This is a genomic window from Thermogemmatispora argillosa (genome assembly GCF_059696725.1).
Map to the genome: position 1 here is coordinate 799,177 of NZ_AP019377.1, position 23,875 is coordinate 823,051.

The 23,875-nt window shown below is 61.3% G+C and carries 19 protein-coding genes; 11 read left to right on the plus strand and 8 right to left on the minus strand.

Annotation, left to right across the window (positions count from 1 at the left end; genetic code table 11):
• The first annotated feature begins 167 nt into the window (after positions 1-167).
• From AC6H1L_RS03185 to AC6H1L_RS03195, 3 genes are all read left to right on the plus strand, one after another.
• Positions 168-1,118 carry a DUF1464 family protein gene (locus tag AC6H1L_RS03185; protein WP_497600107.1) on the plus strand — a complete coding sequence of 317 codons (951 nt, stop codon included), beginning with the start codon at positions 168-170 and terminating at the stop codon, positions 1,116-1,118.
• Between the two features lie 156 nt (positions 1,119-1,274).
• Positions 1,275-1,559: a hypothetical protein gene (locus tag AC6H1L_RS03190; protein WP_497600108.1), complete on the plus strand. Its 285-nt coding sequence runs from the start codon at positions 1,275-1,277 to the stop codon at positions 1,557-1,559.
• Between the two features lie 430 nt (positions 1,560-1,989).
• Positions 1,990-2,997, plus strand: a complete 1,008-nt coding sequence (locus AC6H1L_RS03195) for a carbohydrate kinase family protein (protein ID WP_497600109.1) — start codon at positions 1,990-1,992, stop codon at positions 2,995-2,997.
• Between the two features lie 453 nt (positions 2,998-3,450).
• Here the strand turns inward: AC6H1L_RS03195 and AC6H1L_RS03200 are convergent, their stop codons facing one another.
• Entirely contained in the window at positions 3,451-3,921 is a 471-nt protein-coding gene (locus tag AC6H1L_RS03200) for a hypothetical protein (RefSeq protein ID WP_497600110.1), read from the minus strand.
• A 755-nt stretch (positions 3,922-4,676) separates the two neighbouring features.
• Here AC6H1L_RS03200 and AC6H1L_RS03205 point away from each other — a divergent pair.
• The 5 genes from AC6H1L_RS03205 to AC6H1L_RS03225 all read left to right on the plus strand — a co-directional run bounded on the left by AC6H1L_RS03205 (position 4,677) and on the right by AC6H1L_RS03225 (position 11,693).
• Complete coding sequence (locus AC6H1L_RS03205; protein WP_497600111.1) at positions 4,677-7,418, plus strand: hypothetical protein; 2,742 nt, start codon at positions 4,677-4,679, stop codon at positions 7,416-7,418.
• 305 nt (positions 7,419-7,723) lie between these two features.
• The gene (gene ltaE, locus AC6H1L_RS03210; RefSeq protein ID WP_497600112.1) at positions 7,724-8,785 is read left to right on the plus strand and encodes a low-specificity L-threonine aldolase; all 1,062 of its coding nucleotides are present in this window, start codon (positions 7,724-7,726) and stop codon (positions 8,783-8,785) included.
• 175 nt (positions 8,786-8,960) lie between these two features.
• Positions 8,961-9,668 carry a hypothetical protein gene (locus AC6H1L_RS03215; RefSeq protein ID WP_497600113.1) on the plus strand — a complete coding sequence of 236 codons (708 nt, stop codon included), beginning with the start codon at positions 8,961-8,963 and terminating at the stop codon, positions 9,666-9,668.
• A 162-nt stretch (positions 9,669-9,830) separates the two neighbouring features.
• The gene (locus tag AC6H1L_RS03220) at positions 9,831-10,679 is read left to right on the plus strand and encodes an SDR family NAD(P)-dependent oxidoreductase (protein ID WP_497600114.1); all 849 of its coding nucleotides are present in this window, start codon (positions 9,831-9,833) and stop codon (positions 10,677-10,679) included.
• Positions 10,680-10,781: 102 nt separating this feature from the next.
• The gene (locus tag AC6H1L_RS03225; RefSeq protein WP_497600115.1) at positions 10,782-11,693 is read left to right on the plus strand and encodes an oxygenase MpaB family protein; all 912 of its coding nucleotides are present in this window, start codon (positions 10,782-10,784) and stop codon (positions 11,691-11,693) included.
• 323 nt (positions 11,694-12,016) lie between these two features.
• Here AC6H1L_RS03225 and AC6H1L_RS03230 read toward each other — a convergent pair whose 3' ends face one another.
• The 5 genes from AC6H1L_RS03230 to AC6H1L_RS03250 form a co-directional block, all read right to left on the minus strand.
• Positions 12,017-12,172: a hypothetical protein gene (locus tag AC6H1L_RS03230; RefSeq protein WP_497600116.1), complete on the minus strand. Its 156-nt coding sequence runs from the start codon at positions 12,170-12,172 to the stop codon at positions 12,017-12,019.
• Positions 12,173-12,317: 145 nt separating this feature from the next.
• On the minus strand, positions 12,318-12,659 hold the full coding sequence (locus AC6H1L_RS03235) for a gamma-butyrobetaine hydroxylase family protein (protein WP_497600117.1): 342 nt from the start codon (positions 12,657-12,659) through the stop codon (positions 12,318-12,320).
• 166 nt (positions 12,660-12,825) lie between these two features.
• Positions 12,826-15,819 (minus strand): CHAT domain-containing protein, encoded by a 2,994-nt coding sequence (locus AC6H1L_RS03240; protein ID WP_497600118.1) that lies wholly within the window; start codon positions 15,817-15,819, stop codon positions 12,826-12,828.
• 261 nt (positions 15,820-16,080) lie between these two features.
• Positions 16,081-17,022, minus strand: a complete 942-nt coding sequence (locus AC6H1L_RS03245) for an anti-sigma factor family protein (protein ID WP_497600119.1) — start codon at positions 17,020-17,022, stop codon at positions 16,081-16,083.
• 442 nt (positions 17,023-17,464) lie between these two features.
• Entirely contained in the window at positions 17,465-18,238 is a 774-nt protein-coding gene (locus AC6H1L_RS03250; protein ID WP_497600120.1) for an RNA polymerase sigma factor, read from the minus strand.
• A 261-nt stretch (positions 18,239-18,499) separates the two neighbouring features.
• Here AC6H1L_RS03250 and AC6H1L_RS03255 point away from each other — a divergent pair, with 261 nt between their 5' ends.
• The 3 genes from AC6H1L_RS03255 (at position 18,500) to AC6H1L_RS03265 (ending at position 22,026) form a co-directional block, all read left to right on the plus strand.
• Positions 18,500-19,345, plus strand: a complete 846-nt coding sequence (locus tag AC6H1L_RS03255; protein WP_497600121.1) for a DUF4388 domain-containing protein — start codon at positions 18,500-18,502, stop codon at positions 19,343-19,345.
• A gap of 331 nt (positions 19,346-19,676) precedes the next feature.
• Positions 19,677-21,194, plus strand: coding sequence for a cache domain-containing protein (locus AC6H1L_RS03260; RefSeq protein WP_497600122.1), 1,518 nt, complete (start codon positions 19,677-19,679; stop codon positions 21,192-21,194).
• 142 nt (positions 21,195-21,336) lie between these two features.
• Complete coding sequence (locus tag AC6H1L_RS03265; protein ID WP_497600123.1) at positions 21,337-22,026, plus strand: hypothetical protein; 690 nt, start codon at positions 21,337-21,339, stop codon at positions 22,024-22,026.
• Positions 22,027-22,039: 13 nt separating this feature from the next.
• Here AC6H1L_RS03265 and AC6H1L_RS03270 read toward each other — a convergent pair whose 3' ends face one another.
• Together AC6H1L_RS03270 and AC6H1L_RS03275 are read right to left on the minus strand one after the other, a co-directional pair.
• Positions 22,040-22,810, minus strand: coding sequence for an ABC transporter permease (locus tag AC6H1L_RS03270; RefSeq protein WP_497600124.1), 771 nt, complete (start codon positions 22,808-22,810; stop codon positions 22,040-22,042).
• The gene (locus tag AC6H1L_RS03275; protein WP_497600125.1) at positions 22,810-23,829 is read right to left on the minus strand and encodes an ABC transporter ATP-binding protein; all 1,020 of its coding nucleotides are present in this window, start codon (positions 23,827-23,829) and stop codon (positions 22,810-22,812) included. The genes AC6H1L_RS03270 and AC6H1L_RS03275 overlap by 1 nt, the downstream gene beginning before the upstream one ends.
• Positions 23,830-23,875 lie beyond the last annotated feature (46 nt).

Sequence of the window (23,875 nt, forward strand, 5' to 3'; positions counted from 1 at the left end):
CGTGGCCCTGTGAAAAGGATGCACGAGGGTGTAACGGCATGCTATAATTTCAGGCAAAGACCAAACCTGAGCTGTGGGTAGCGGAGCAAGGCAGTGAGCGAGGTCGCCTACGGGATGCCCGCCTGTGTGCCGCTCCCCGGCGGAGTAGGGGCGTGGGAGCAGTGACGATGAGCCTGAGTATTGGTATTGACTATGGTCGCAGAAGCTGGAAGCTCTGTTTATTGGATGAGGCCCAGCCGCCGGAATACCACTGTTTCACATCGCCCGCCGAGCTGCTGGCTAGTCTGGCTCGCCTCTGTGCTCTCTTTCCCGAGCCTGTGATTACCCTGGCCGCTGGCAATGGCCTGCCCCTTGAACGGCTCGATCGCCTGGCCGCCGAGCAGGTGGCCGCTTTAACGGCGGGCTACGATGAGCCGGCGCCTGCCCTGCCTTCCTCTATTCCGGCGGAAAAGCCGGCAAGCAGCCTTGTGCAGGCTCCGGCCACTTCCCCTCTGGCCTTGACGACCTTCCTGGAGACGCTGCAGCGCCTCAACCTCCATAGCTATGTGTTGCCCAGTCTGTTGCATCTGCCAACGGTGCCCGCTTATCGGTTGCTGTTGGAGCGCCTGCCCGCCAGCCCCGCGGCGGTCTGTCGCGTAGTCACGCTTCTTTATCGCCTCCGTCAGCGTGAGACGAGCTGGCCCGAGATGCATTTCTTTGTCGTAGAGGCGCGTAGCGCTTACTGGCAGGTGCTGGTGGTTGAGGATGGATATCTCACCGATGGTGTTCATGGGACACCGCGCGAGCCGGCGCTGCCTTTGCCTTCCGCCGCGCCGGCTCCGAGCGAGATCCCCTTTGAGCAAGCGTATTGGGAGGGGCTGCTCCGCGATTTGGCTGGTCTATTGGCCGTTCACCATCTGGATGAGGTGGTGATCAGTGGCCGGCGCAGTGAGAGTTTGGCCACCCGCCTCGGCGATTTCTATCAGCTCTACTATTTCCCCTACGCTCCCCAGGAACCCCGCGGCTTTGAGGCCGCCTTCGGCGCGGCTTTGATCGCCGCCGGCCTCCAGCATCCTCGCAGCCTGGCCGCAGAAGTTGTGCAGCATCTGCAACTTTGGAGATCCGTCCCCGTTTTTTAGTAGTTTAGTAAAAAATCTACGCTATCGTTTGATAGTTCTCAACGGCATTCGTCATATTAGAGGCAGCCTGGAAGAACAAGACCAGCTGTCCGCCCAGGTGTGGGGCCTTGGGGTGGCGAACCTGCACAACTTCTGCCGAAAGGGTGGCATGCTGCTATGACTAATCGGTCAACGCCGCAAAAGATCCTCTGGATGGTGGAATACACGCTTGGTGACAGCCAGTATCATCACCTGGAACCCATTTACGCCTCTTCGCGCGCTGAGGCTGAAGAGCAGTGCCGCCATCTGCTGGCGCGCCACGGACAAAAGGCGAATCTGATCGAACTCCGTCCCTATCCTCATGGCTTCGTGGTCAAGCATGGGCGAATGCCCGGCAATCTCGCCTCTGGTCAGGAGAAAGCAGAGCAGGCGGAGGAGGAGCCGCCTCCTCTTCCCCCCTGATGGGCTGGCTCTGGGGGTGAGGAATCTGCCAGCTTTCTGGCGCGAACCAGGTGCGCTCACGATCTCCCGACGATCTACGCTACGCGGCTGCTCCTCCCCCTGATGCGCCTGCCTGGTCTACCAAGTCTGTTCTGTCACCGAGAGAGGGGAGGCTCAGAGGGCTGGCTCCTGCGTTTACAGGCTCCTGTGTGCTCTCCTGTCTTGGTTTGCCTGCCCGCTCAGGGCAAGGCTGCCGCTGCTCCCTCCTCTTGACAGCGCTCGGCATCTGACCTAGCATAAGTTCAGAAGACTGAGCAATTTCTCCTTGTCTGTCTGCCTTCGATCTCTCGTCTCATACCTTCGGCCCGGTGGCCTGCCTGGCGCCCACAGGCTGTTTCCCGGGTCGACCTGGTCTGATCTGATCGCGAGAGCCAGCGACTGGTGAATCTCTGTGGAACACAAGGAATTTGACGTTCTGATCATCGGCAACCCCTGCGTCGACCTCGTCTTCAGCGGCCTTCCACACTGGCCGGCACCTGGTAAGGAGGTCTACGCGACCCGTTTTGCAATCGGCGCCGGTGCGGTCTTTAATACGGCGGCAGCTCTGAGCCGCCTTGGTCTGCGGGTTGCTCTGCTCGGCGAGCTGGGGAACGATTGTTTGAGCCGCTATTTGCTTGAAGAGATGAGGCGGGCTGGCATTTGCTGCGATCTGGTGCGCCAGCGTGATCAGCGCCTGGCCGCCGTGAGCGTAGCCCTGGTTCACGATGGGGAGCGCGGCTTTGTTTCTTATGTCGAGAGACCTCCCGCTCCGGTCGCGGCTGGGTCCGCCGGCCCAGAGGTGGAGGACGCGAGCACGCTCGCCACAGAGCTGCTGCCTCCATTATCGCTGGCCGAGCTGCAGGCTCTGCTTGAGCGCTACCGCTGGCGCGCCGCTTTTCTGCATTTGCATCCAGCCCTGGGGCCAGTGCTGGAGCTGCTGGCCTCGCAGGGGATCATGGTCTTTCTCGATACTGGCTGGCATCCAAGGCTACTCTCTGATCCGCGGGTGCCGGAGGTGCTTCGCCGCTGCTCGGTCTTCCTGCCTAATCGTCTGGAGGCGGAGGCCGCGACAGGAGCCTCCGATCCCGTGACGGCCGCCCGGCAGTTGGCGCGCTGCGTGCCTCTGGTGGTGGTTAAATTGGGGGCTGAGGGCGCCCTTGCCTGTCAAGGAGAGCAGTTGTGGCATTGCCCGGCCTGGCCAGTGAGCGAGGTAGTTGATCCGACCGGCGCCGGCGATGCCTTTGATGCTGGTTTTATGTATGCTCTGCTCCACGGCTATTCGTTGCCCGAGGCGCTGCGCTGTGGCACCATCTGCGGTAGCCTGGCAACAACCGCTTTGACGGGGAGCGCTGCCGTCCCTGATGCCAGCGAGCTGGAGCGCTTGCGCCTTAGCTCTCCTGAAGGACACTTGAGGCGGTGAAGTTGCCTGGACGGGGCGGATCTTGCTCCCTTCACGCTCGGCTCGGGCGGAGGGAGAGAGGGTGGCAGGGAGGTAACGCCCAGGGAAGGGGGCAATACGGGGAAGCGCTCAGCAGGGGCTGCGCAAGCGATAGCCCTGGCTTGCCTCTATGGAGAGGAGAAGGGTCAGGCCCTGGGACCGGATCGCGCGGCGCGGCCCGTGCCGAAGCCGTCTTGCTGGTTCCTGCGCCAGTGCTAAGGGAACCAGGCTCTACTAAGACAAGCCCTCTGCCGGGCCCGCCACCGACGTGTCTAACGGTCGTTCTCCTGCGGTCAAAGGTTCTGTCCCTCCACGCTCGTTCTCTTACGGGCACCCCGCCGGCGGCTCCTGAGCGTGTGGGTGAGGTGCGAGTGAAGAGCAGGATAGGACCCTTACGCTCACAAAGGAGAGGCAGCCACCTGACCCCGGCAGTCTTCAGTACTCTGGCGCTGGCGCCGCAGCCGAAGCCGAGGCTGAAGAGGAGGCCGCCAGAGGAGAGGCCTTCATACGGCCTCGCATGGCCAGACGCGCATAGTAGCTGTGATTGGCCAGGGTCCACAGGGCCTGGAAGAAGGCCGGATCACGTTGCTCCAGCTGCCAGAGAATCGTTTGCTGAAGCTCGGGGCTGGCTTTGCAGAAGTTGCCGTCGGCGGCGAGATTGAAGTCGCGCAGCACAGCGCGTAAACGGGGTAAACTCAGGGAGAGCGATGGAAAGCGGAAGGCTTCACTTCGGAGGTAGCGGAGGAACTCGTCAACCAGATGGAGACTGGAGGGTGGGGGAAAGTCGCCATCTGCTGGGATGAGGAGATCAAGAATGGTGGTTAGGGTGGCGCGCTCTTCGGCGCTTAGCTCTACGACGGGTCCCTGCCGCCGGGGGAGCATAGCAGAGAGAATCAACTCACTCATGACAGCTCCTTAGACTAAACTCAACAACCCCTGGAGGAACAACCTCTATATCCACTATAACCACGCCAGAAATGGCACCCTTCGTCCTCTCGCGTGTCGTGCTCGATCATGGCCTGAGCCGAGCGAGCGGTATGCCTGGCGGCATCCTTCCACGCTTGCTCTGACGTGGCCCCGCCGGGAACGCTCTCTTGAGGAAATTCCCGGTCAGGCACAATAAGAGGAGAGTCCTTTCTCTGCCACAGAGAATGGTACCATAAACCGCTCCCTTGTTTCAACCAGCAATCTGATGGCCATTTTCTCCTATCCCATGAAGAAGGTAGCGCCTTATGGTTACCATTTTGACAGAGTACCGCGATCACGATATGCTCTGGAGACAGAGTCAGACAAGAGTAGCAAAGTAGCCAGTCCAGGCGAGGCGTACATAAGACAACCGGCCAATTCCGCTCGAATGGCAGGTAGAATCATGGCGGTTTCCAGCCTTGTTCTGCCTGCTGGCCTTCGACTGAGGCAGCGGGCAGCGAGCGCGTCCGTTCGGCTGACGGACGGGCCTCGCTTCCGCCTGAGGCGCTGCCTTCCGGCATGAGGAAAGGGGCTTTCTACTCACACACATGCCAGCCAGAGCACGATCAGCGAGCGAAAGGAAGGGTGCCAGCTCAGCCTGTCTGTCTTATGTAACGCAGATACTTTCCCGTGCGCACAAGACGAGAAAGAAGAGCAGTGCGCCTGTCAACAGACATTAGCTGGAAGGAAGATCTATGCGCTGTCCTCAATGCCACTTTGAAGGAGAGCCACTGAACGGGGGGTGTCCGCGCTGTGGTTATGGTCGCCTGCCAGACAGAGGGAGTCGTCCGCTCTCGCTGAGCCAGGAGAGCCGTGAGCTGGTCACCACGGTGTCGAGGCCGCTTAGTCTGATGGCCACGCGCCCGGTGCTGCGCGGCGATGTCCTGCGCGAGGGACGCTATCGGATCATCGAGGAGGTGCCGCTACCGCGCAGCCAGTACGATCAGGGGAAAGCATGGCTGGCCAGGGATGCGCAGTCCGTGAGCCGGCTGGTGCTGATTCGCGAGGTGATCCCTACCGCCGAGCAGGCCAGCCGGCTGGAGCAAGAGCTACGCATGACCGCTCAGCGTCTGGCCGAGTTAGGCCAGCATCCTGGCTTTCCACACTTGATCGATGTCTTCAGCGAGCGCGGCTGCTACTACATTGTGCTCCAGCAACCCGAGGGGCAGAGCCTGGCGCAATTGGTTGAGCAACAAGGGGGACCACTACCAGAGCGTCTGGTGGCTGAGTACGGGCGACAGCTCTGCGAGATGGTACAGGTCTTAGCCTCGCAACAGCCGTCGCTGGTTCATGGCGCCATCAGCCCGGAGACCGTCATTGTCAGCCCGGATGGTCACCAGGTCTCTTTGATCCTGATGCCGCTCTTCCCTCCCCGACTGCCCCCGGAAATGCAGGGCAAGGCCATCGCTGGCTTTTTCGCGCCCGAGCAGTTTCATGGCGTCACCGACACTCGCACGGATCTCTATGGGATCGCGGCGACCCTCTACTATGCTCTGACCACCTATGACCCGCGCCAGCATATGGCCTTTTTCTATCCGCCGGCCCGCCGGCTGAATCCCGAGGTGTCCGCCCGCATGGAAGCGATCCTGGCGCGTGGTCTGCGCGTAGCTGCCGCTCAGCGCTATCTGCGTCCAGCCCAGATGCTGCAGGAATTAGCGGCGATCGCCGCCGCTACTCCACGGCGTGGCGGAGAGAAAACCCTCCCCTCACCCACGACAGGAGCGCTACCGCCACGCTCCCGTCGTCGTTCGGGGACGCGCCGCTCTACGTTGACGTTCGTTGCCGTTATGCTCGGCGTCTGCGCGCTGCTGGTAGCGGGCATCATCGTAGCTGCCCAACGGGCCCCGCTTTCTACCGGTGCTCCCAATCCTGCGGCAACCGCCACGGCTCTGGCTCAGCAGACCGCTGCTGCTCAGCAGGCTCGTCAGGCTGCCGCTGCCTGGCAGCAGGAGCTACGGCATGAGCAGCAGAGCTGGCAGGCGCGCGGCATCGCTGTCAGCGACGGTCGCTTCGTGCTGGATTCCTATGCCGGGCGTAAGGACGTTGCTCAGAAGCTGACCGCCGCTCGGGCTTTGCAGGCGGGCGATCTGGATACCGCCGCCAGCGCCTTGAACGCCGCTATTACGCTCGATCCTACCGATGCCGAGGCCCTGATCTATAGCCAGAATCTGCTGATCGAGCAAAACGGTCAGCCTTTTGTGACGATCGTGGTGGGTCTGAGCTTCAACCCCAATGACCCGCGCTCTCTGGCGGCCACCCGGGCTATGCTGCAAGCCGTCTATGTGGCTCAGTATGAGATCAATGAGTTTGCCTGGTTGCCTCATAATTATCAGTTGCGCATTCTGATCGCTGGCTCTCCGCCCGATAAGGCCAGTGTGACCGAGGTGGCACGCGACATTGTCAATCGGGTGATCCAGGCGGACAACCTGGACCATATCATCGGGGTGGTCGGCTGGCCTTCGAGTAGCCAGACTCAGGCGGTGCGTGATTTGATCGCTTCGGCTCATGTGCCGCTGGTTTCACAGTTGGCCCCTGATGTCAATCTGGCGGGCAATCCCTATTTCTTCCGCATCAGCCCGCCCTACAATGTCCAGGGCGATGCGCTCGCTGAGTTCGCCCTGCAGCAGTTACACGCTGATGCGATTCTGGTGATGCGCTCGCCTTCGGATGAGTCCAGCGTGGCGCTGGCCAATGCGTTTGTGGCTCGCGTCCAGATGCTGGATGGCCGTGTGGTCGAGAGCGCGCGCGATACGTTTACGTCGGGAACCACTCCCGTGGAGGGCTACAGTACAGCCATCGCCGATGCTCTGGCCCATCAGGCCGATGTGATCTTTCTGGCCGGCACTGATGTCGATGCGGTGCGGCTGGCTCATGAGATCGGGATTCTCTCGCGGGCCCAGCCGGATAATACGGCGCTGGCCAATCTGAAGGTGCTGACCGGTCCGTCGGTCGCTACCAGCCTGCTGTTAGGCGAGGGAGATAGCGTAGACGCTTTCTTGGCTCGCTCGTTCCCCGAGGATATGCAGCGTATTTATGTGCTGGCCTACGCTGATCCCAGCGAGTGGACCGGCGTGCCGCAATTGGAGCAGCCTACGCTCTTCACCGACTGGGCTGGCATTTTCCAGAACCAGAAGGAGAGCGCTAATAATGCTCCACCCCCCGACCAGAATGCCATTATGACCTACGATGCGGTGCGCGTGATTGCCCGCGCGGCCTCCTACGTTAAGGGCGCGCTCAATGGCCCCAATGTGCGCGCTATGCTTAATGCTCTCGGTAACGGTCCACTACCGGCCTTCGACGGCGCTAGTGGTCGTATTAGCTTCGATTCGCTAGGGAACCCGGGCGATAAGGCCCTGGTGATGCTGCAGGTTCGCCAGGACCAAGCAACCGGGGCTTCCAGGTTTGCTATGGTGCGCCTCTTTGGAGCACTACACTGACGCAGCTTTATGATCTCAGTACGCCAGTAGCGCTGGTGTCTGAGGTTTGATTGATCTGTATCTGCTCCAGGGACTCCATGCTGATCGGTCTGGACCGCTCTGCTCCAGTCGATCAGCATGGAGTCTCTCTTTGGCCTAACTTGGTGCCGCACGGCGCCGATTGCCTCGCTTCGCTGCGCTCCCCGCCGCCCAGTGGAAAGCGCATGCGGTATACTGAAGAAGGTCTCTTTGTTTTCCTTCCAGCCTGAGCTGTGCCAGGCAGACCTGCTGGCACCCTGGAGAGGACCCCAGAGAAGGAGCGTACGATGGTGATCGATCTGCGCAGCGATACGGTGACACAGCCAACCCCTGCGATGCGCGAGGCGATGTACCGCGCAGAGGTTGGCGATGATGTCTATGGTGAAGATCCAACGGTGAACCGCTTGCAGGAGCTGGCGGCGGAGCGCCTCGGTAAAGAGGCAGCGCTCTTTGTGGCCAGTGGAACGATGGGCAATACGACGGCTTTGCTGACGCATGTGGGTCGCGGAGCAGCGGCGATTGTGGGCGATCAGGCGCACATTTACCGCTATGAGGGCGGGGGGGCAGCCCGCCTGGGCGGTATTCAGCTCTGGGTGGTGCCGAACCAGCCCGATGGCTCTTTCGATCTGCAGCAGTTAGCAGCGGCCATTACCGACGACAGCGATGAGCATACGCCGCCAACGGCTCTGCTATGCCTGGAGAATACGCATAACCGCTGCGGGGGCTGTGCGCTCTCGCTGGAGCAAATGACGACTCTTTGCCGTCTGGCCCATGCTCGTGGGCTACAGGTCCATGTGGATGGGGCGCGGATCTTTAATGCCGCGGTGGCCCTGGGGGTGCCAGCCAGTCAGCTTGTCTCCGAGGCCGACTCGGTCATGTTCTGCCTTTCGAAAGGCTTGAGCGCCCCCGTTGGTTCGCTGTTGGTGGGCAGTCGGGACTTTATCCGCCGCGCGCGCTGGACACGGAAGGTGCTCGGCGGCGGCCTGCGCCAGGCCGGGATACTGGCAGCGGCTGGCCTCGTGGCTCTGGAGCAGATGGTGGACCGGCTGGCAGAGGACCATGAGCATGCTCGCCTCCTGGCTCTGGGCCTGGCTGAGCTGCCCCAGGTGAGGCTTGATTTGCAGCGCGTGCAGACCAATATTGTGATCTTCCGTCTCTGCGATGGCGAGCGCTTCCTGAGCGAGGAACGCTGTAGCGAGTTTCTGGCTCGTCTCAAGGATGAGGGGGTTTTGCTAAGCAGCATGGGCAATGGCCTGTTGCGCGCCGTGACTCATTACGGTATCGAGCGCCAACATGTTGAAAAGGCCCTGGTGGCGATCAAGCGCACGCTGGACGCGATGCTGCCATGAATGGCTTGGGGAACAGGCCAGAGATACAGCTCTTGCCAGTGAAAGAGGCTTGGGGATTGGAGCAGCGGCTTGCTCTTGCGTCTACACAAAAGAAGGAGAGCACGCTCTCACTCCCTGCAGGCCTCTCACTCATGGGAGAGAAGAGAGCTAGCCAAGCGAGGCGAGGAATAGAGCCATGACAGCGAATTTTCCAAACTGGCGTCAGCAGGTCAAAGCCTATCGGCGGCAGGTTCGCCAGCAAGCCCGGCTCTACCGCCAACAGGCGCGCGCCTATCGGCGGCAGGTCCATGCTTATCGGCGGCAGCAGATCTATGGGAGGCTGCTAAGCGCCCTGGACACGCTGCTGACGCTGATCGCCCTTGCCGGGATAGCGTATGCTATTGTCCACGCGAACTGGCATTTGCTGCTGTCTGTCTTCTTCGCCGGATTAGCCGTGAGCAGCCTTTTCCATGCCCTGGCCCGGCGACGAGCGAGTGCGGGCTTGAACAGCCTTGTCTGGCTGCTGGCCATTGCTCTGTTCTTTCTCAGCGGCTCCTTGAACTGGCTGCTGCTAGCGCTGCTCTGCTCTTTCATCATCAGTAGCCTTGGACGAGGTCTAGCGCACCTGTTTGGCGCGTCTCCCCCTGCTTCATCCTCACCGCTCTCTGGCCCCCCGGCCTCCCCAACGTCGGAGCCGGAGGCGAGCACGAAGAGCGTTGCTGAGCCAGCCTATACGCCTTACCACCAGGGTTATCCCGCGCAGACCACGAGCGCGGCCAGCGCCTCGTCGGGTCTCTCCACACCACCCTCAGAAGCGCAAGAAGTCCCTCTGAACCGCTACACGCAGCCGCTGATCTCCTATCCCGAAGAGAGTTCCCAGGTTCTGCCACCGCAGCAGCGCTAAGAGCCGGCGCTTGCCTGCTCCTGCTCCTCGCAGCCTTGCAGCTCCCTCCAGGACGCGGTAGAATCCGCACAGGAGCCTTGTTCTGTCCGCCTCTTTTGAGGGCAGAACAGCAGAGAGGCGATCACGGTACAGCTTATTGAAAAGCAAGAGGAGCTGCGAGCAATGACACTGACAGCGATCGCGAACGCTGTGGCCGTCGTGACGGGGGCGGCCAGCGGCATTGGCCTGGCAACGGCCCGCGCCCTCCATGAGCGAGGCGCCCACGTCGTGCTTGCCGACATCAACAAGGATGGCCTGCAGGAGGCTGCCCAACGCTTACAGCATGAGGGCCGCGGCCAAGCACGCGGCAAGGTGCTGACCGTCGTCACCGATGTCACCGTTGCGGCTCAGGTTGAGGAGCTGATGCGACAAGCAGCGGCCCTCGACGGCGGTCATCTCGACCTGGTGGTGACCAGCGCCGGCATCGGACGCGGCGGGCCGATCGATAGCTTCGCCGCCCACGACATGGAAGCTCTGTTGGCTATTAACTTCATGGGCACCTTCCACTGTGTCAAAGCGGCCCTGCCGATCATGCGGCGCCAGGGCCGGGGCCACTTCATCTTTCTCTCCTCGGTCGCTGGCAAGCTGCCGGTGCCTGCCCTCAGCGGCTATTGCGCGAGCAAGTGGGCCGTGCGAGGCTTTGCCGCCGCGCTACGAGCAGAACTCTATGGGAGCGGCATCGGCATTACCACGGTCTACCCTTCGTGGGTGGACACCCCAATGGTCCATCAGGCGGAAGCCGACTCGCAGCTCCTCAATATTCAGGCCCTGCTCACTCCTGAGCAGGTTGCTCATGAAATGCTTCAGGCGGCCCTGCATGACCGGCGCGATCTGACGCTGGCACCAGATCGCGATACGGCCCTGATTCTGCAAGTCATGCAGCAAGATCCTGAGAAGGCGGAGGAGCTGATGGGGCGCGCCTTTCAGCAGCGCCTGGCTCAGCTCCAGGGATCAGGCCAGGAGCAGGCATAACGGCAGAGAACTTTCAAGTGTGCAGTAGAAGGCTATGTTAGCTGAAGAGGCAGGAGCTTGCTGCAGAGGTAGGCCGAGAGCAAAGTGAGGAGAAGAGGACGCATGAAAGAGGCCAGGCAAGCCACGTTGAAGACCAACGGGGAGGGCAATTACGGCTACTACGGTCCCGAGAGCGTGACCTGGAAAATTACACGTGAGGCGGCGATTCTCCTGGGAGGAGCGCGCGCAGTCCTGCTGCAGATCGCTCATCCGCTGGTGGCAGAAGGCGTCTATACCCATAGCAGCTACCTTACCGACCCGCTGGCGCGCACTCTGCATACATTCATGCTCGGTCAAATCCTTACCTTTGGAGGTCGGCCCGAGGCCCACGAGGCGGCGCGCACCATCAACCGTCTCCATGCTGGCGTCTTTGGCCATCTGTCACACGATGCCGGCGCCTATCGCCGCGGCACCTTTTACCGGGCCCGCGATCAGGAGCTGCTGCTGTGGGTTCACGCTACCCTGGTTGATACGGCGTTGCTCCTCTATACCAGCCTCATCGGACCATTGACCCGCGATGAGCAGGAGCGCTACTATCAGGAGAGTAAGGCTCAGGCGCGCTTGCTGGGACTGCAGCCCAGGTACATGCCGGCGACGCTGGCTGACCTGCAGAGCTATGTCGCCGACATGATCCAGAGCGATCGGCTGGCTGCCACGCCCCAGGCGCGTCGCCTGGCTCATACTGTGCTCTTTCCACCGCTGCCAAGCGTCTTTCGCCCGGCGCTCCATCTCCATTTCTTGATCACCTGTGGTTTGCTGCCAGAGCCAGTGCGGGCCCTCTATGGCTATCCCTGGGGGCCAGGTCACCAACAAGCGTTTGAGCTAATTATGCAGGGACTACGCAGCACCCTGCCCCATCTCCCGCTCAGGCTGCGCACACTACCGGTAACACGGCAGATCATTGAGCGCCGTCTCTCTTCGATCCATCTGCAGGCCTATGCCCGTTCAGTGCGCGAGGCCCGGGCCTCGGCATAAGGGGCGGGGGCAGGCAGAGGACTCGCGCGCCCACAAGCGGCTTTGGAAAGGGTCTGAGGAGAGAGCGAGCCTCCGGGCCCTCCGGCAGAGACAGAGTGCAAGAGGCGAGGACAGGGTAGGCGAGGCACCAGGCAGCAACGCGAGCAGCAAGCGGAGACCTGGCTGAGCCGGGACCAGCAAGGCCCCTGGGACGGTCAGATCCCGCTGGCTGCCAGCCGGGCGCAACGCTACCAAGGACGCCAGCAGCGCAGGCGGCCACTAGCAACCGGGCAGCTATAAGATGCCTGCGCAGCAAGCCGCAGACCTCTCTACTCTACGAGTAGCTAGTGCGAGACAGCCCCACTTGCAAAGAACGCCAGCAGCAGCAGCCAGCTTATCACAAAAGCGACCAACAGGCGGATCGTCCAACCTGAGAGCAGGCGCCCTGGCTGGCGGCGCGCTGAGGCGCTCTCGTGCACAGGTGAGCTTCCTCCACTCATGGAGAACCTCCTTTCACAAAGACGGCGCTCACTCTTCTGCAGCGAGAGATACATGTCTGCCATTGTCTAGATGTACTACATTTATTACTATGACCCAGAGGGCCATCTTTGTGAAGAGGAACAGGACTTCTGGATTGTTCTTATGCTACTTGTCGCTGGCGCGACACTGTGGGCATTCACAAAGCTGGCGCAGTTTTTCAAAGGTAAAAATGCCCGTGCGATGACCATCCTCCCAAATAGGGGTCAGGCCATAGCGCCCCACCGGCTCCAGGTTGACCAGCGTCGTTTCTTCCGTCGTCAGTTGTTGACGGCGCTGCAACATACCCGGCGTTCCCCCCTCGCCAGCGCAAATAGCACAGGGGCAGGCGCGGCGCAGCTTCTCCCACGAGTGAACGCTCTCATGCCCATCGCTCCAGCTCAGGATAAGACGCCGCTGCTGGTCATCCAGCAGAAAAGAGGTGGGAAAAACATCGCGTGCTTCTTGCATTGATCCGCTCCCTGGAGCGGACACCCTCGCGAGAAGGGCCAGGCCAGCCGGCTAGAGCGGCGAGCGGCCCACTACGCTCATGGTTGCCCGCTCCTCTTTTGTACTCCAGCCCAATTATATCCCACCCCTGTTCTTCCGCAACCGCCAGACCCCGGCGGCCAGCCGGCTAGAGCAGCGGACCGGGGTCGCCGATCAGCTGAAAGGCCGCCCAGAAATAGGGATGGGCATAACCTGAGCGTGAAGAGGCACGCGTCCGGGCCAGAAAGGAGCGCTGAGCCTCCGCCAGGGCTATTACCTTGGCGCGCCCTGCCAGCAGCCGCTCATAGAAGAGGGTCATCAGCTCAGCACTACTGGCATCATCCACCTTCCAGAGCGTCGGCAAGAGCGAAGCCGCGCCCGCATAGAGAAAGCCGCGTCCCAACCCCATCACTTCATCGACGCCCCCTAGCGCCACCCGCCCCGTCTCACAGGCGCTGAGAGTTACCAGCGAGCAGGCAGCCAGATCCAGATTAAAAACCTCGATCCCGCTCAGTTGCCGGTCAGCAAGCTGGATAAACGAGAAGTTCGGCGCATCGAGACGAAAGAGACCATGAGCGGCAATATGCAATAACGGTGCCTGGGGACCGGCCTCCAGGAGGCGCAGGCTTGTGGCCTCCTCATTGACATAGCAAGGAGCGCCCAACAAACGGGCAACGGCCTGAGCCTCCGCCACAGCCCACGGCAGACGCCCCTGATCAGAGAGACCCAACACCAGCGCCTGATGCAGGCCCTCTCGGTTCGTGCGCAGACGCTGACCACGACGCCGGCAGACCTCCAACAGCCTTAGCGACGGCAGGTACGAGACCGCGACACGCTCTACTAAAAACTGCACTCCATCGAAGAGGCAATGGAACGGCAGATAGTGCAGCAGACCATAGGGGACTATGAGCAAGCGCTCGCAGGAGTAAAGAGCCGGCAGCACTGGCTCCAGCAGCAAATGATAAAGCCTCTGAAGCAGGCCTAGACAGTTCTCCTGCAGCGCAGTTAGCTCACTCTCGGCCTGCTCAGGCGGCCCCATCGCCGCCGCTTGTCCCGCCAGATCGAGATTCAGGCGCCAACGCGCATAGAGGCGCTCCAGCTCAGGCACGGCCTGGCGCAGACGTCGCCAGCGCAGGTGACCCTCCGCCAACGAGAAGATGTAGAGATCCTCGCCGGCCAGATAGTATTCTAGCACGACCGTCCGTGGCTCAAGGGAATGCTCCAGAGTCGCCAGACGCTCTAGCCAGCCTTCTTTCCCCCTGGTCTCCGTCCGTGAAAGAGGCGGACCATCCTCAGCCGGCAGGTGCAGCCGCTCCAATAAACGTTCAATCTGCCGCTCGCGCTGCCGCATCTCCTCGCGGGCCTGAGCAGGATCAACCAACCGCAAACGCATAATCGCCGTCTCACTTAAATCCACCCGCTGCTCAGTTCCATAGAGGAGCGAACTAAACCAGGCTTGTTCCTCGCGCAAGCGCGCCAGCTCCTCTAGCAGCGCCTCCTGCTCTGGCGGCCCGCCCCTCTTCTCGACATGGACGCGAATCTCCAGCGTATTGCGCACATAATCGCCGAGCACCCTTGATTTGGCCTGTTCTACATAGCCCAAAGCCTGCGCTCCATCTCCGCGGCGCAGGGCCAGGAGCACCGCCCTTTCATAGATCGCTCGCTTGTCTTCCAGAAAATTGGCACGAGCATCGAAGACCAGGCGCGCCTGAATCTCCTCGATAGACTGGATCGCCCGTTCATAGGCGTGAGCAGCTTCGGCCAGGGCACCGCGCCGCTCTGCGAGCTGGCCCCGTAAATCCTCGCCCTGATAGACCAGTTCGACCATTCCCTGCCCTTGAGCCAGGGCGAGAGCCTGATCACAGAGCGACTCCGCCAGAGCCTCATCGCCAGAGCGGGCAGCAATTTGGGCCTGCAGCAGGAGAGCACGCGCTAACTGAGGGAGAGCAGCCTGCTGGGAGAAAGCCGTGGCGGCGCGCCGGGCTGCGGCCAAACTCTCCTCAAGCCGTCCGCTGGTCAGCAAGAGTTCCGCCTGCAGCAGTGTCAGAGAGGCCGCCGGGATTTGCAAGCCACCGGCTTCCAGGAGCTGGCGCGCTTCCGTGAGCAAGCCCTCTGCACGGGCCAGCTCTCTCAAGGCCAGCGCCGCCTGCGCCTGCCACATCAGAGCCAGCGCCAGGCCATACTGACCGCGCCCACCAGGCACCGCCCGGAAAAACGTCACCGCCTCCTCCGCCAGCTTAGCCGCCTCGCGCCCGCGATTCAAACGCAGCAGGCAATAGCAGGCCTCACAGGCCACCTCGGCGGCAGCCAATGCCAGCCCGCGACGCTGAAAAGTCGCCCGGCTGCGCTCAAAGAGGGCGAGCGCCTTGCTGAAATAGCCCTGGGCCGCATAGATCTGGGCTATATTCAATTCTTGACGCGCCAGCGCCAGCTCCTGACCACGGTACGCCGCAAAGGTAGCCCGCGCCTGCTCGTGCAGAGCCAGCGCCTCACGAAAGCGACCCAGGGCGGCCAGGGTGACCGCCTTATTGGCCCAGGCCCGGGCTAGCGGCAGCTCTACCCCCTCGCCATGACGATGATAGGCCTCGATGGCCCGCTCAAAAAGGCTCAGAGCCTGGTTGTAGTGACCAAGCTCATAGTGGACAATGGCCGCGTTGGCATCCATCTGGCCGACGCGTAACCAGTTCCCGTGACGCAGAAAGATCGCTCGCGCCGCCGCCGCGTCCCGCAGGGCCTCCTGAAAACGACCCAATTGGAGGCAGACGGCAATGCGTCCACTACGCGTGCGAGCCCAGCCAAGCTGATCATCGCAGGCCAGGAATTCCTCACCAGCCGCGTCGAAGTCCTGCAGAGCCTCCTCATCCCGCCCCAGACGCCGCAGGGCCTCGGCCCGAGTCAGCAAACCCAACCCACAGTAGTCGCGCCGACCTGTGAGCTTGCCGATCAACAACAGATAGGCAGCCAGACGCAAGGAAAGCTGCGGCTCGTCATGCCAGCGCCGATCGGCCTCCCGCTTCAGCATTGTCACCAGACGCGCCAGCGCCAGGGGAGGCAGCGAGGAAAGCTGCTCGATCAGCAAGCGCCGGCCCTCCTCCTCGTCTGCCCTCACGAGCAGCTCAGCGAGCAGTTCCCAATTCGCCATACAGAATATCCATCGGTCGGCAGGATAAGTACACGCCATAAAGAGAGATAAAAATGACGATAGCAAAAGCAGAGGAAGGGGACTACCCACAAGCTGGTACGCCTGGCTATCCTCTCTTCCAGCCAGATTCCAAACGTTTGGAAGGCCCAAAAATCACGCCTTACCAGCCCAGGCCAGCAAAGAGGCAGGCGTGAACCATGCTGAACAACGAACAGCCAGGACAAGCGCACAGGCAGATAGCCGGCAGCAAGAGGGACAAAGCTACTCTGGGAGGGCGAGCTGCAACGACTCGATCACCACAGTTCCTTCCGGAAACTGCAATTCGAGGGTATAAGTCTCCGGGGCCAGAGCGGAGAAGAGGAAATTCCCCAACTCATCAATTTTGCCAGAACGTACCGCGCCAGAGGCAGCCGTCAGACGCACTGGCGTTCCCTGAAGGGCCTCCAGAGCCGTACCTTTGCGAGTGACGAACCCGATCAGCTCCAGGCCGTCCTGATGCGAAGAGCCATGTTCCACATGGAGAGAAATGCTAAAATCCTCAGCGCTATAGCGGCGCGGCCAAAGGGCTTCAGCCTGCTCCGTTGGGGCCAGATCGCGCTGATAGGCCAGGCGTGGTTGAGGAGCCAGCAGCGTCGCCACAATGCGGCGCGCGCCGGAAGCCATCTGCTCACCCAGGGAGGCACGGCCCGGGCGAGCCGCCGCCAAAGAGCGCGCCTGAGACGGGCCATCATCCAGCGGCCAAGAAGAGGGCCAGGGCAGCGCCTCACCCGTGTCGGCCTCGGCTTCAGCCGACGCCTCTTCTGCCTGTTCGAGAGCCAGCGAGGCAGCCAGTTCCAACTCCGCAAGGTCCAGCTCAGAGAGAGGGGAAGCCTCTGCTAGCTGAGTCTCCGCCGCCAGAAAATGGGAGAGTACCGCCAGCTCGCCAGTACAGTGCTGGCAGGTAGCCAGATGGAAACGCACAGCCACAGCGACCTCCTTATTGAGCAGGCCAAGATAATACTCGCCAAGCACCTGAGCCGGGGGACAATCCCAACGATAGAGCGACTGGAGCAAGGTCAACTCAAGACGGCGATAGCTCTCCACCCGCGTAGCGCAGGTGGGACAAGTAGCCAGGTGCTCCAGCACCGCGGGCCGCACCTCCTCACCGGCAAGATAGGCGAGCATCTCTTCGTCGCTGATAGCACCCCGTTGACGACATTCCATGAGCGTTTCCTCTTGACCTCTCACTGAACTGAGTAAAACTGGCTGGCCGGCTAGCGCAGCGCCTCTCTCCCTATTTCCCCACCGCTACAATCCCAAAGCGCCGGGGAGCCAGCGCGACCACTACGACACCGCTACCTGCTCTTTTCCATACCTACTGGCTTGCTTGCGTAAAACCTGACTGAAGCCTCCAACCTGGAACCGACCGAGGGCGATAGGGTCAGCGGTCGCGCTCAGGCGAGCAACCATCCCGCCTGTCAGCCCGTCTGCTTTCCCCGCTTTTATCACCAATAAACGGCCACGCTTGCGATTTTAACGCCTTTGACAGCCGTCTGCAAGAGCCAGGGAACCTCCCGCAGCCAGACCGGGCCGACCACGCTTGACTAACGATACCAGGCCCGACCCACCTGGCGGGCGGCGAGCGCTAAGGCGCCAGCGTCAGCAATCACAGCCCCTTCATCAGAGCTTGCAGGCGACGATTGCGTCGGAGACGATCTAACATATTGCGCTTCAGACGGTAGACATCGTTCACCGACGGGAAAAGATGCTGAAAGCGCAGGCAGATCTCGGAGGGCTTCAGCCCCTGGACATAAGCCAGATAGATCAGCATGCGCTCCTCCTCACTATGCAACTCCTCCATAATGGCCTGCCAGAGATCTTGAGCAGAAAGCTGAGTCACTACCTCCTCAGCGGGATCGGCCACAGCAGGCTCATGCTCAAGAGCCTCTAGCGCCTGTTCAAGTTGCTGGAACTGCTGCGCGCGCCCTTCATCAGTAACCACGCTGTGCACGCACATCTTGAGATACTTCAAGAGCGCGGCCAGCGAATCGAACTGCTCGACTCGGGTTGGCGTCAGAGCCTGGGAGAACTTCGCAAAGACCAGATTCACTACCGACTGCCCGCCATCGCGCTCCAACAAAGAGGAGGCCGCCGGATGCTGATGCACCCAGCTCAAGACGAGCGGGGCGTATTGCTGATAGACATAAGCCCAGGCTTCTTCATCGCGCAGCACCAAGGCTCGCCGGAACAGCTCCAGACAGTAGCGCTCGTCCGCGCGATTCTGCCTGAGAAAGCGGCTCGTCTCCTCAGCACAAGCACGCGCCAGAGCCGGAACAGACCAGTGTGCCAGGGGCCGCAGGCGATCATCCCTATCCGGCTGAGCCGCGGCGCCCGGCTGCGGCCCGGTCCCGCTATGAGAAGAAGAGCCGCGAGACTCCATAAGCAGACGCTCCTCTACAGGCCGTAGTAAGCGCTCGCCTGCCAGCTAGCGAGTCGGCTGGCTGCGCGCAAACGCTCTTGCAGTATAGCATCAGCCGGTGCGGCTGGCAAGCCCGAAATGCCCACCCCCACCCGCCCAGCTCTCTCAGATCACAAGCGCTCTCCTCGAAATACCAACCATGCAGATTTTATCACAGCAGGCACCTGGAACAGAAACAGCCCCTGGCGTGCTAAGAAAGATATCCTAGAAGATACGCTAGGGATGGTACATTTACCCTGTCTATGCTATCATAAATTGGCGATTGCTGCCGACATTCGACTCAATGGGGAGCGGAGAGCGGACATTATCGGGCAGAGCGAGGCACCCATGCCACAGCAACGACAGACAGTCACGAATCGGCTCGCCGATGTGATCGAGGTCGTTCAGCTAGGACGTAAGACAGGCCTGCTGACGGTTGAGCGTGGGGAAGGGGCAAATCTGGAAGAGGGTGCCATCACATTTGTGAATGGACAGCCAGTGCAGGCACGGCTCGGGCCACATAGCGGCACAGAAGCCCTCAGGCGCTTGAAGCTCTGGGGTCCTTGCCGTTTTGCTTTTGTGCCTTTCACCCCTCCCTCGTCTTCGCCACCACCTTTGCTCGATGGTCACGCTACTCCCGGCTCGCTGCCGGCTCTCCCACAGCGCCAGGGGACTGACCCGCGCCTGCGTCGTATGTCCGGGCCCCCATCTTCGGGCCCGCTGGGACCTCTGCCCTTCTCAGGTACAGGTACAGGCCCAGCGACTGCGCCGGGCTTAGGCCAAGCTACAGGCCAGCGGGCAACCCCGTCGCCGCCTCCGCGCCAGACTGAACCCAATCCGGCTAGATGGGTGCCCTTGCCCGGAAGTGGGTCGTTCTCTCGCGCTCCAAGCCGCGTGTCGCTCTATGACGATGCTCTCCATCGCTTGGAGCAGCTCGGTTTCTCGCGTATCCACCGCCGGCTCTACCTGCTGATCGATGGTAATCGCACACCCGCCGAGCTGGCCCGCCTGATGGGCCGCAGCGAGGAGGAGGTTTTACGCTTGCTCGCAGATTTGGAGCGCGCCGGCTTCGTGGTCTCTTCACCCTAATATTCAAGGATGAATAATCATAATCCATAGAAATAATAAGGCATCCAGCGCTCATTAAGGAGGTTGTGGCGCGCGACCAGCGCCAGCCCTGGCTTTCCCTTCGGCTTCGCCTGGAAGCACTCGTTTGCTTATTGACTTACTTGCTCGCTTTGCCAGCAGCTTTGTTGGGGATCTTGTATAATAAGCGGCCCCAGCCAGGCTTGAGGCCAGGGCAGGCCAGTTCACCTCTTCCAGTAGCTCGGTGCCAGCCAGCACCACTACGCCAGTGCCTGTAGATCGGGGCGGGAGGTTGCTAGCCGCCCCCTGGATACCAAAGGACGGGTTTTCTTCCATGCGTGATCAAGCGATGTCGTCATACCGCCGGCGGGGCCTCTCCCTGACCGCGCGAGTCTCTTTGCTCCTGGTCTTTGTCGCTATTGTCCCGCTGCTTATCACGATCGTCGTCAGTCAGTTCGTCTCTCGCCCTGCGCTGACTGCTCAGGCGCGCACCTCTCTGGATACCGATTCCAGCGAGCGCGTTCAGTTGATCAGTAATTATCTGAATGAACGACTGCTTGACGCTGAGACCCTCGTCCAGGTGCCCTCGGTGATCCAGTTTCTGCTTGCTCCCCCAGCCGAGCGCCAGGACCCCAATTTCAGCGTTCACTCGCTCTACGCCCTTCAAGCTGGAATAAACCGAGATAACCGCTATACTCTCTGGTGTCTCTTTGATGCCCAAGGGCACCTGGTCCAGTACTGGCCGACCAACGTCCGCCCCCAGAACCGGGGTCAGTCTCTCGTTCCTCTCCCGTACCTGCGGCGCGTCAACGCCAACCAGCTCTTTATCTCTGGCGTCTACTACGATAGCGACCACAATAAGGCCTCGATCGATATTTACGCGCCTATTACCTATCAGAAGCACGTCATTGGCTTCTTGCGCGCTTCGCTCAATATCGACTTCATCTGGAACACTGTCAACAGCGAGACTGGCGCTAACGGGCCTGGTAGCTATGCTTTCTTGCTCGACGAGCGCGGGGTACGGATCGCCGATCCTGATCCTACGCGCCGCTTCAAGGCCGTGGCCCCTCTCTCAGCCCAAGAGATGCAAGAAGTGAAGACCGAGGGCCTCTACGGCCTGCAGAGCAATCAAGATAGTCTGCCGCTGCTGGCCGATAGCGCGCTGGCTGATTCGCTGCGCAGCAGTCAAATGTCGTCCTCCTTCGAGGCCACCCCTGCCAGCGAGAATGAGCCATACGAAATCTTGCGTCACAAGATGACGGTCGTTCCCTGGACGTACTATGTGCTTAGTCCGGTCAGCACCGTGACTGCGGTGGTCAATAATCAGATGGTGAGTACGATCGTGATCGCGGCGGCGATGCTCCTACTGGCCGCCTTTGTCGGTCTCTGGCTGGGGCAGCGCATTACACAGCCCATCCTGCGCTCGGTTGACCACCTGCGCCGCAGCAGCGAGTCGCTGCAGACGCTGGCCGCTAAGCAGCAAAGTTCGTCTAGTGAACAGCAATGGGTGATCGATTCGGCTCAGGTGGGTCTGCAATCGGTACAATATTATACAGATGCCAGCAATGTGGCCGTGCGTCAGTTGATGTCGATGGTGACGGAGCTGCTGCAGCGCTGGCCGCAGCTAGATGCGCGCACAGCGCAGCGGGCGTTACAGGAGATGGCCAATACAGCGCGCTATATTGAGCAGGCTATCCAGTATCAGGAGACGAGCAACCAGAAGCTAGCAACGGCGATTAAGGTCACGACTCAGGTGAGCGAGCAACTGGCAGCGGGTGCTACTTCGGCCACCAGCGCCGCCGAGCAGTTGGAGCAGGTGGTGCGCCAGCTCCGTCGCGTGGTGGGCCGCTAGTTGCGGCGAGCGCCGCGCGTCTTCTCGCCTGAGCTAGCTCAGCGATGCAGAGCCAGCAGGACGGTGCTGCGTCCCCGCGCATCGTCCTGCTGTTGTTGTATCCAGCACTCTGTTTTTGCCTGATGAGGGAAGGAAGAAAGCTATGTCTACTGTTTTGCCTGCCGGGAGCGCAGGGAAAGAAGAGGAGGAATGGCTGCCGCTCGGACCGATCGTGCACCTTCAGGTTCAGACGTCCCCGCTCAAGGTGCCAGGAGACGATGATGGGTTGTGCTACGATCCGTCCCCGCTGCGGTCTGTCTCTCAGCTCTGGCTCTCCGCCGATGGGGTCTTCGCTCTGCTGCCGGACGGCTCGCGCTTGCTGGATGTACACCATCGTGAGCATCCGCGCTCGCGCAATCGCGGTGGAAAGAATGGGGTTTCGCTGGGTTTTACGGCCCATTATCGGGCTATGCGCGCGCGCTTCGGTGAGCATCTGGTCGATGGCTGCGCGGGGGAGAATGTGCTGATTGCGACAGAAGAGCCAGTCCGCCTGGAGCAGCTACTCAATGGGCTGGTTATTGTCGGCGTCGAAACGCGACGGCGGGTCCGGTTGACGCGGTTGCGCGTGGCGACGCCCTGTCTGGAGTTTACGCGTTTTGCCCTGGGTCCAGAGGCGCTGTTTGCCTCTCCCCCCGAGTTGAAAGCGGCTTTGCAGTTTCTGGACCGGGGACAGCGCGGCTTCTATGCGACCTGCCTCGCTGAGGAGGCGATCCCTATCGCCTGCGGCGACCAGGTTTTCGCTCTGTGCAGCCCAGACCAGGGGGAGACCGCGGGTAAGGCCGCCGCAGGGTGAGCAGGTCTACTGCTTAGAGGACCGCCCGCTTAAGGGAGCGCAGGCACCAGCCAAGAGCCAGGAAGGCCAGGAGGCTGGCGCAGAGGTAGCCCTGCCAGATGGCTGCCTCCCCCAGCCGGCCCAGGAAGAGGGCTCGCTCCCCATCAACGATATAGGTAAGGGGATTGAAGCGCGCTATCGCTTGTAACGGAGACGGGGCCAGCGTCAGGGGAAGCATGATCCCTGAGAGCAGTAAGAGCGGAAGGCTGACCATGTTGAGCAGGGACGAGAGGGCTTCGGCGCTGCGCAAGAGAAGGGCCAGGGCATAGGAGCAGGCCGCCAGTCCCAGGCCCAACAGGGTAAGCAGCGGGAGCGCCAGCAAGAAACCACCGGGAGAGATTTGCAGCCCCAGTGGCAGGGCAATGAGACAGATCAAGAGCACCTGGATGAGCAGGGTCAAGCTGTCTTGCAGGATGCGGCTGAGCGGCAAGGCCGCCCGCGGGATAGGCGCAACAAGCAGGCGCTCAACAAATCCGCTCTGCAGCTCGGCGACAAGGCCAAAGCCGGCATAGCCCGCTCCAAAGAGGGCCATCATGACCAGGAGACCAGGAACGTAGATGGTGATGGTCTTCCCCGCCGGAATGGCCGGGATGCCCTTGAGATTCTGCAGCAACGGCGCAAAGAGGAGCAGATAGCAGAGCGGCTGAAAGAGACCAAAGATGACCCAGATAGGTTGACGCCAGGTCTGCCGGATATGGCGCAGCCAGAGATTAGCAACACTAGAGAGAAGTTGCATGCGGCTCATCACTTTCCTTTCCAGGTGAAATCAGGACGGGCGCCAGGGTTGGCCGCCAACGCTGCCTTTTTCAGGGAGCGACCAGTATGGCGGAGGAAGACGTCATCTAACGAGGGAGGTTCCAGAACCAGGCTGGTGACGGTCAGGCCAGCCCCCTCAAGCAGACGGAGTACGGCAGGGAGGGCAATTTCCCCCTGCTCTACAGAGAGGCGCAGCTCCTCTGCGCTGCCTTCTTCCTGAATGAAACGGACGAATGGACAGGTGCGCAGGAGGGCCGCCGCCTGCTTCCCAGGATTGGCCGAGCCGGATGGTTCCAGGGTGAGGACGAGGGTCGCCCCAGCGCTCTCTTGCTTGAGCTGGGCCGGGGTACCGTCAACAATGATGCGCCCCTGGTCAATGAGCGCCAGATGAGTGCAGAGTTGATCGGCTTCGTCAAGATAGTGGGTGGTCAGCAGGATGGTAACCCCTTGGTCGCGTAGGGCGCGCAGGCAGTCCCAGAGTTGCCGCCGACTGGCAGGGTCAAGGCCCAAACTCGGCTCATCTAGCAGGAGGAGAGGAGGACGATGCACCAGCCCCAGCGCCAGATCGAGACGCCGACGTTGCCCCCCCGAAAGGGAGGCGACGGGCCTGCCAGCTAGCTGGCTCAGCTCCAGTTGCTCCAGCACTTCGACAACGCGTCGCCGCGCTGCCTTGCCTCTCAGACCATAAAGATGGGCTTGCAGCATGAGATCCTGAAACACTGTTGCCTGGATATCCGTACCTCCTTGCTGACCGACATAGCCAAGGGTCCGACGTATGCGCTCCGGGTAACGCCGCAGATCGATGCCAGCGATGGTCACGCTCCCTCGGTCCACTGGGAGCAGGGTGGCCAGTATCCGTAGCAGGGTGGTCTTGCCCGCCCCATTCGGCCCAAGGAGGCCAAAACATTCGCCCTCGGCGACGTTTAGAGAGAGGCCACGCAAGGCTTCAATGCTGCCATCCCGCCAACGATAGCTTTTCCAGAGATCGCTGACGCTGATAAGGGACATAGCTGTCTGCCTCCATTCTCTTTTTATATACATACCGAATGTATGT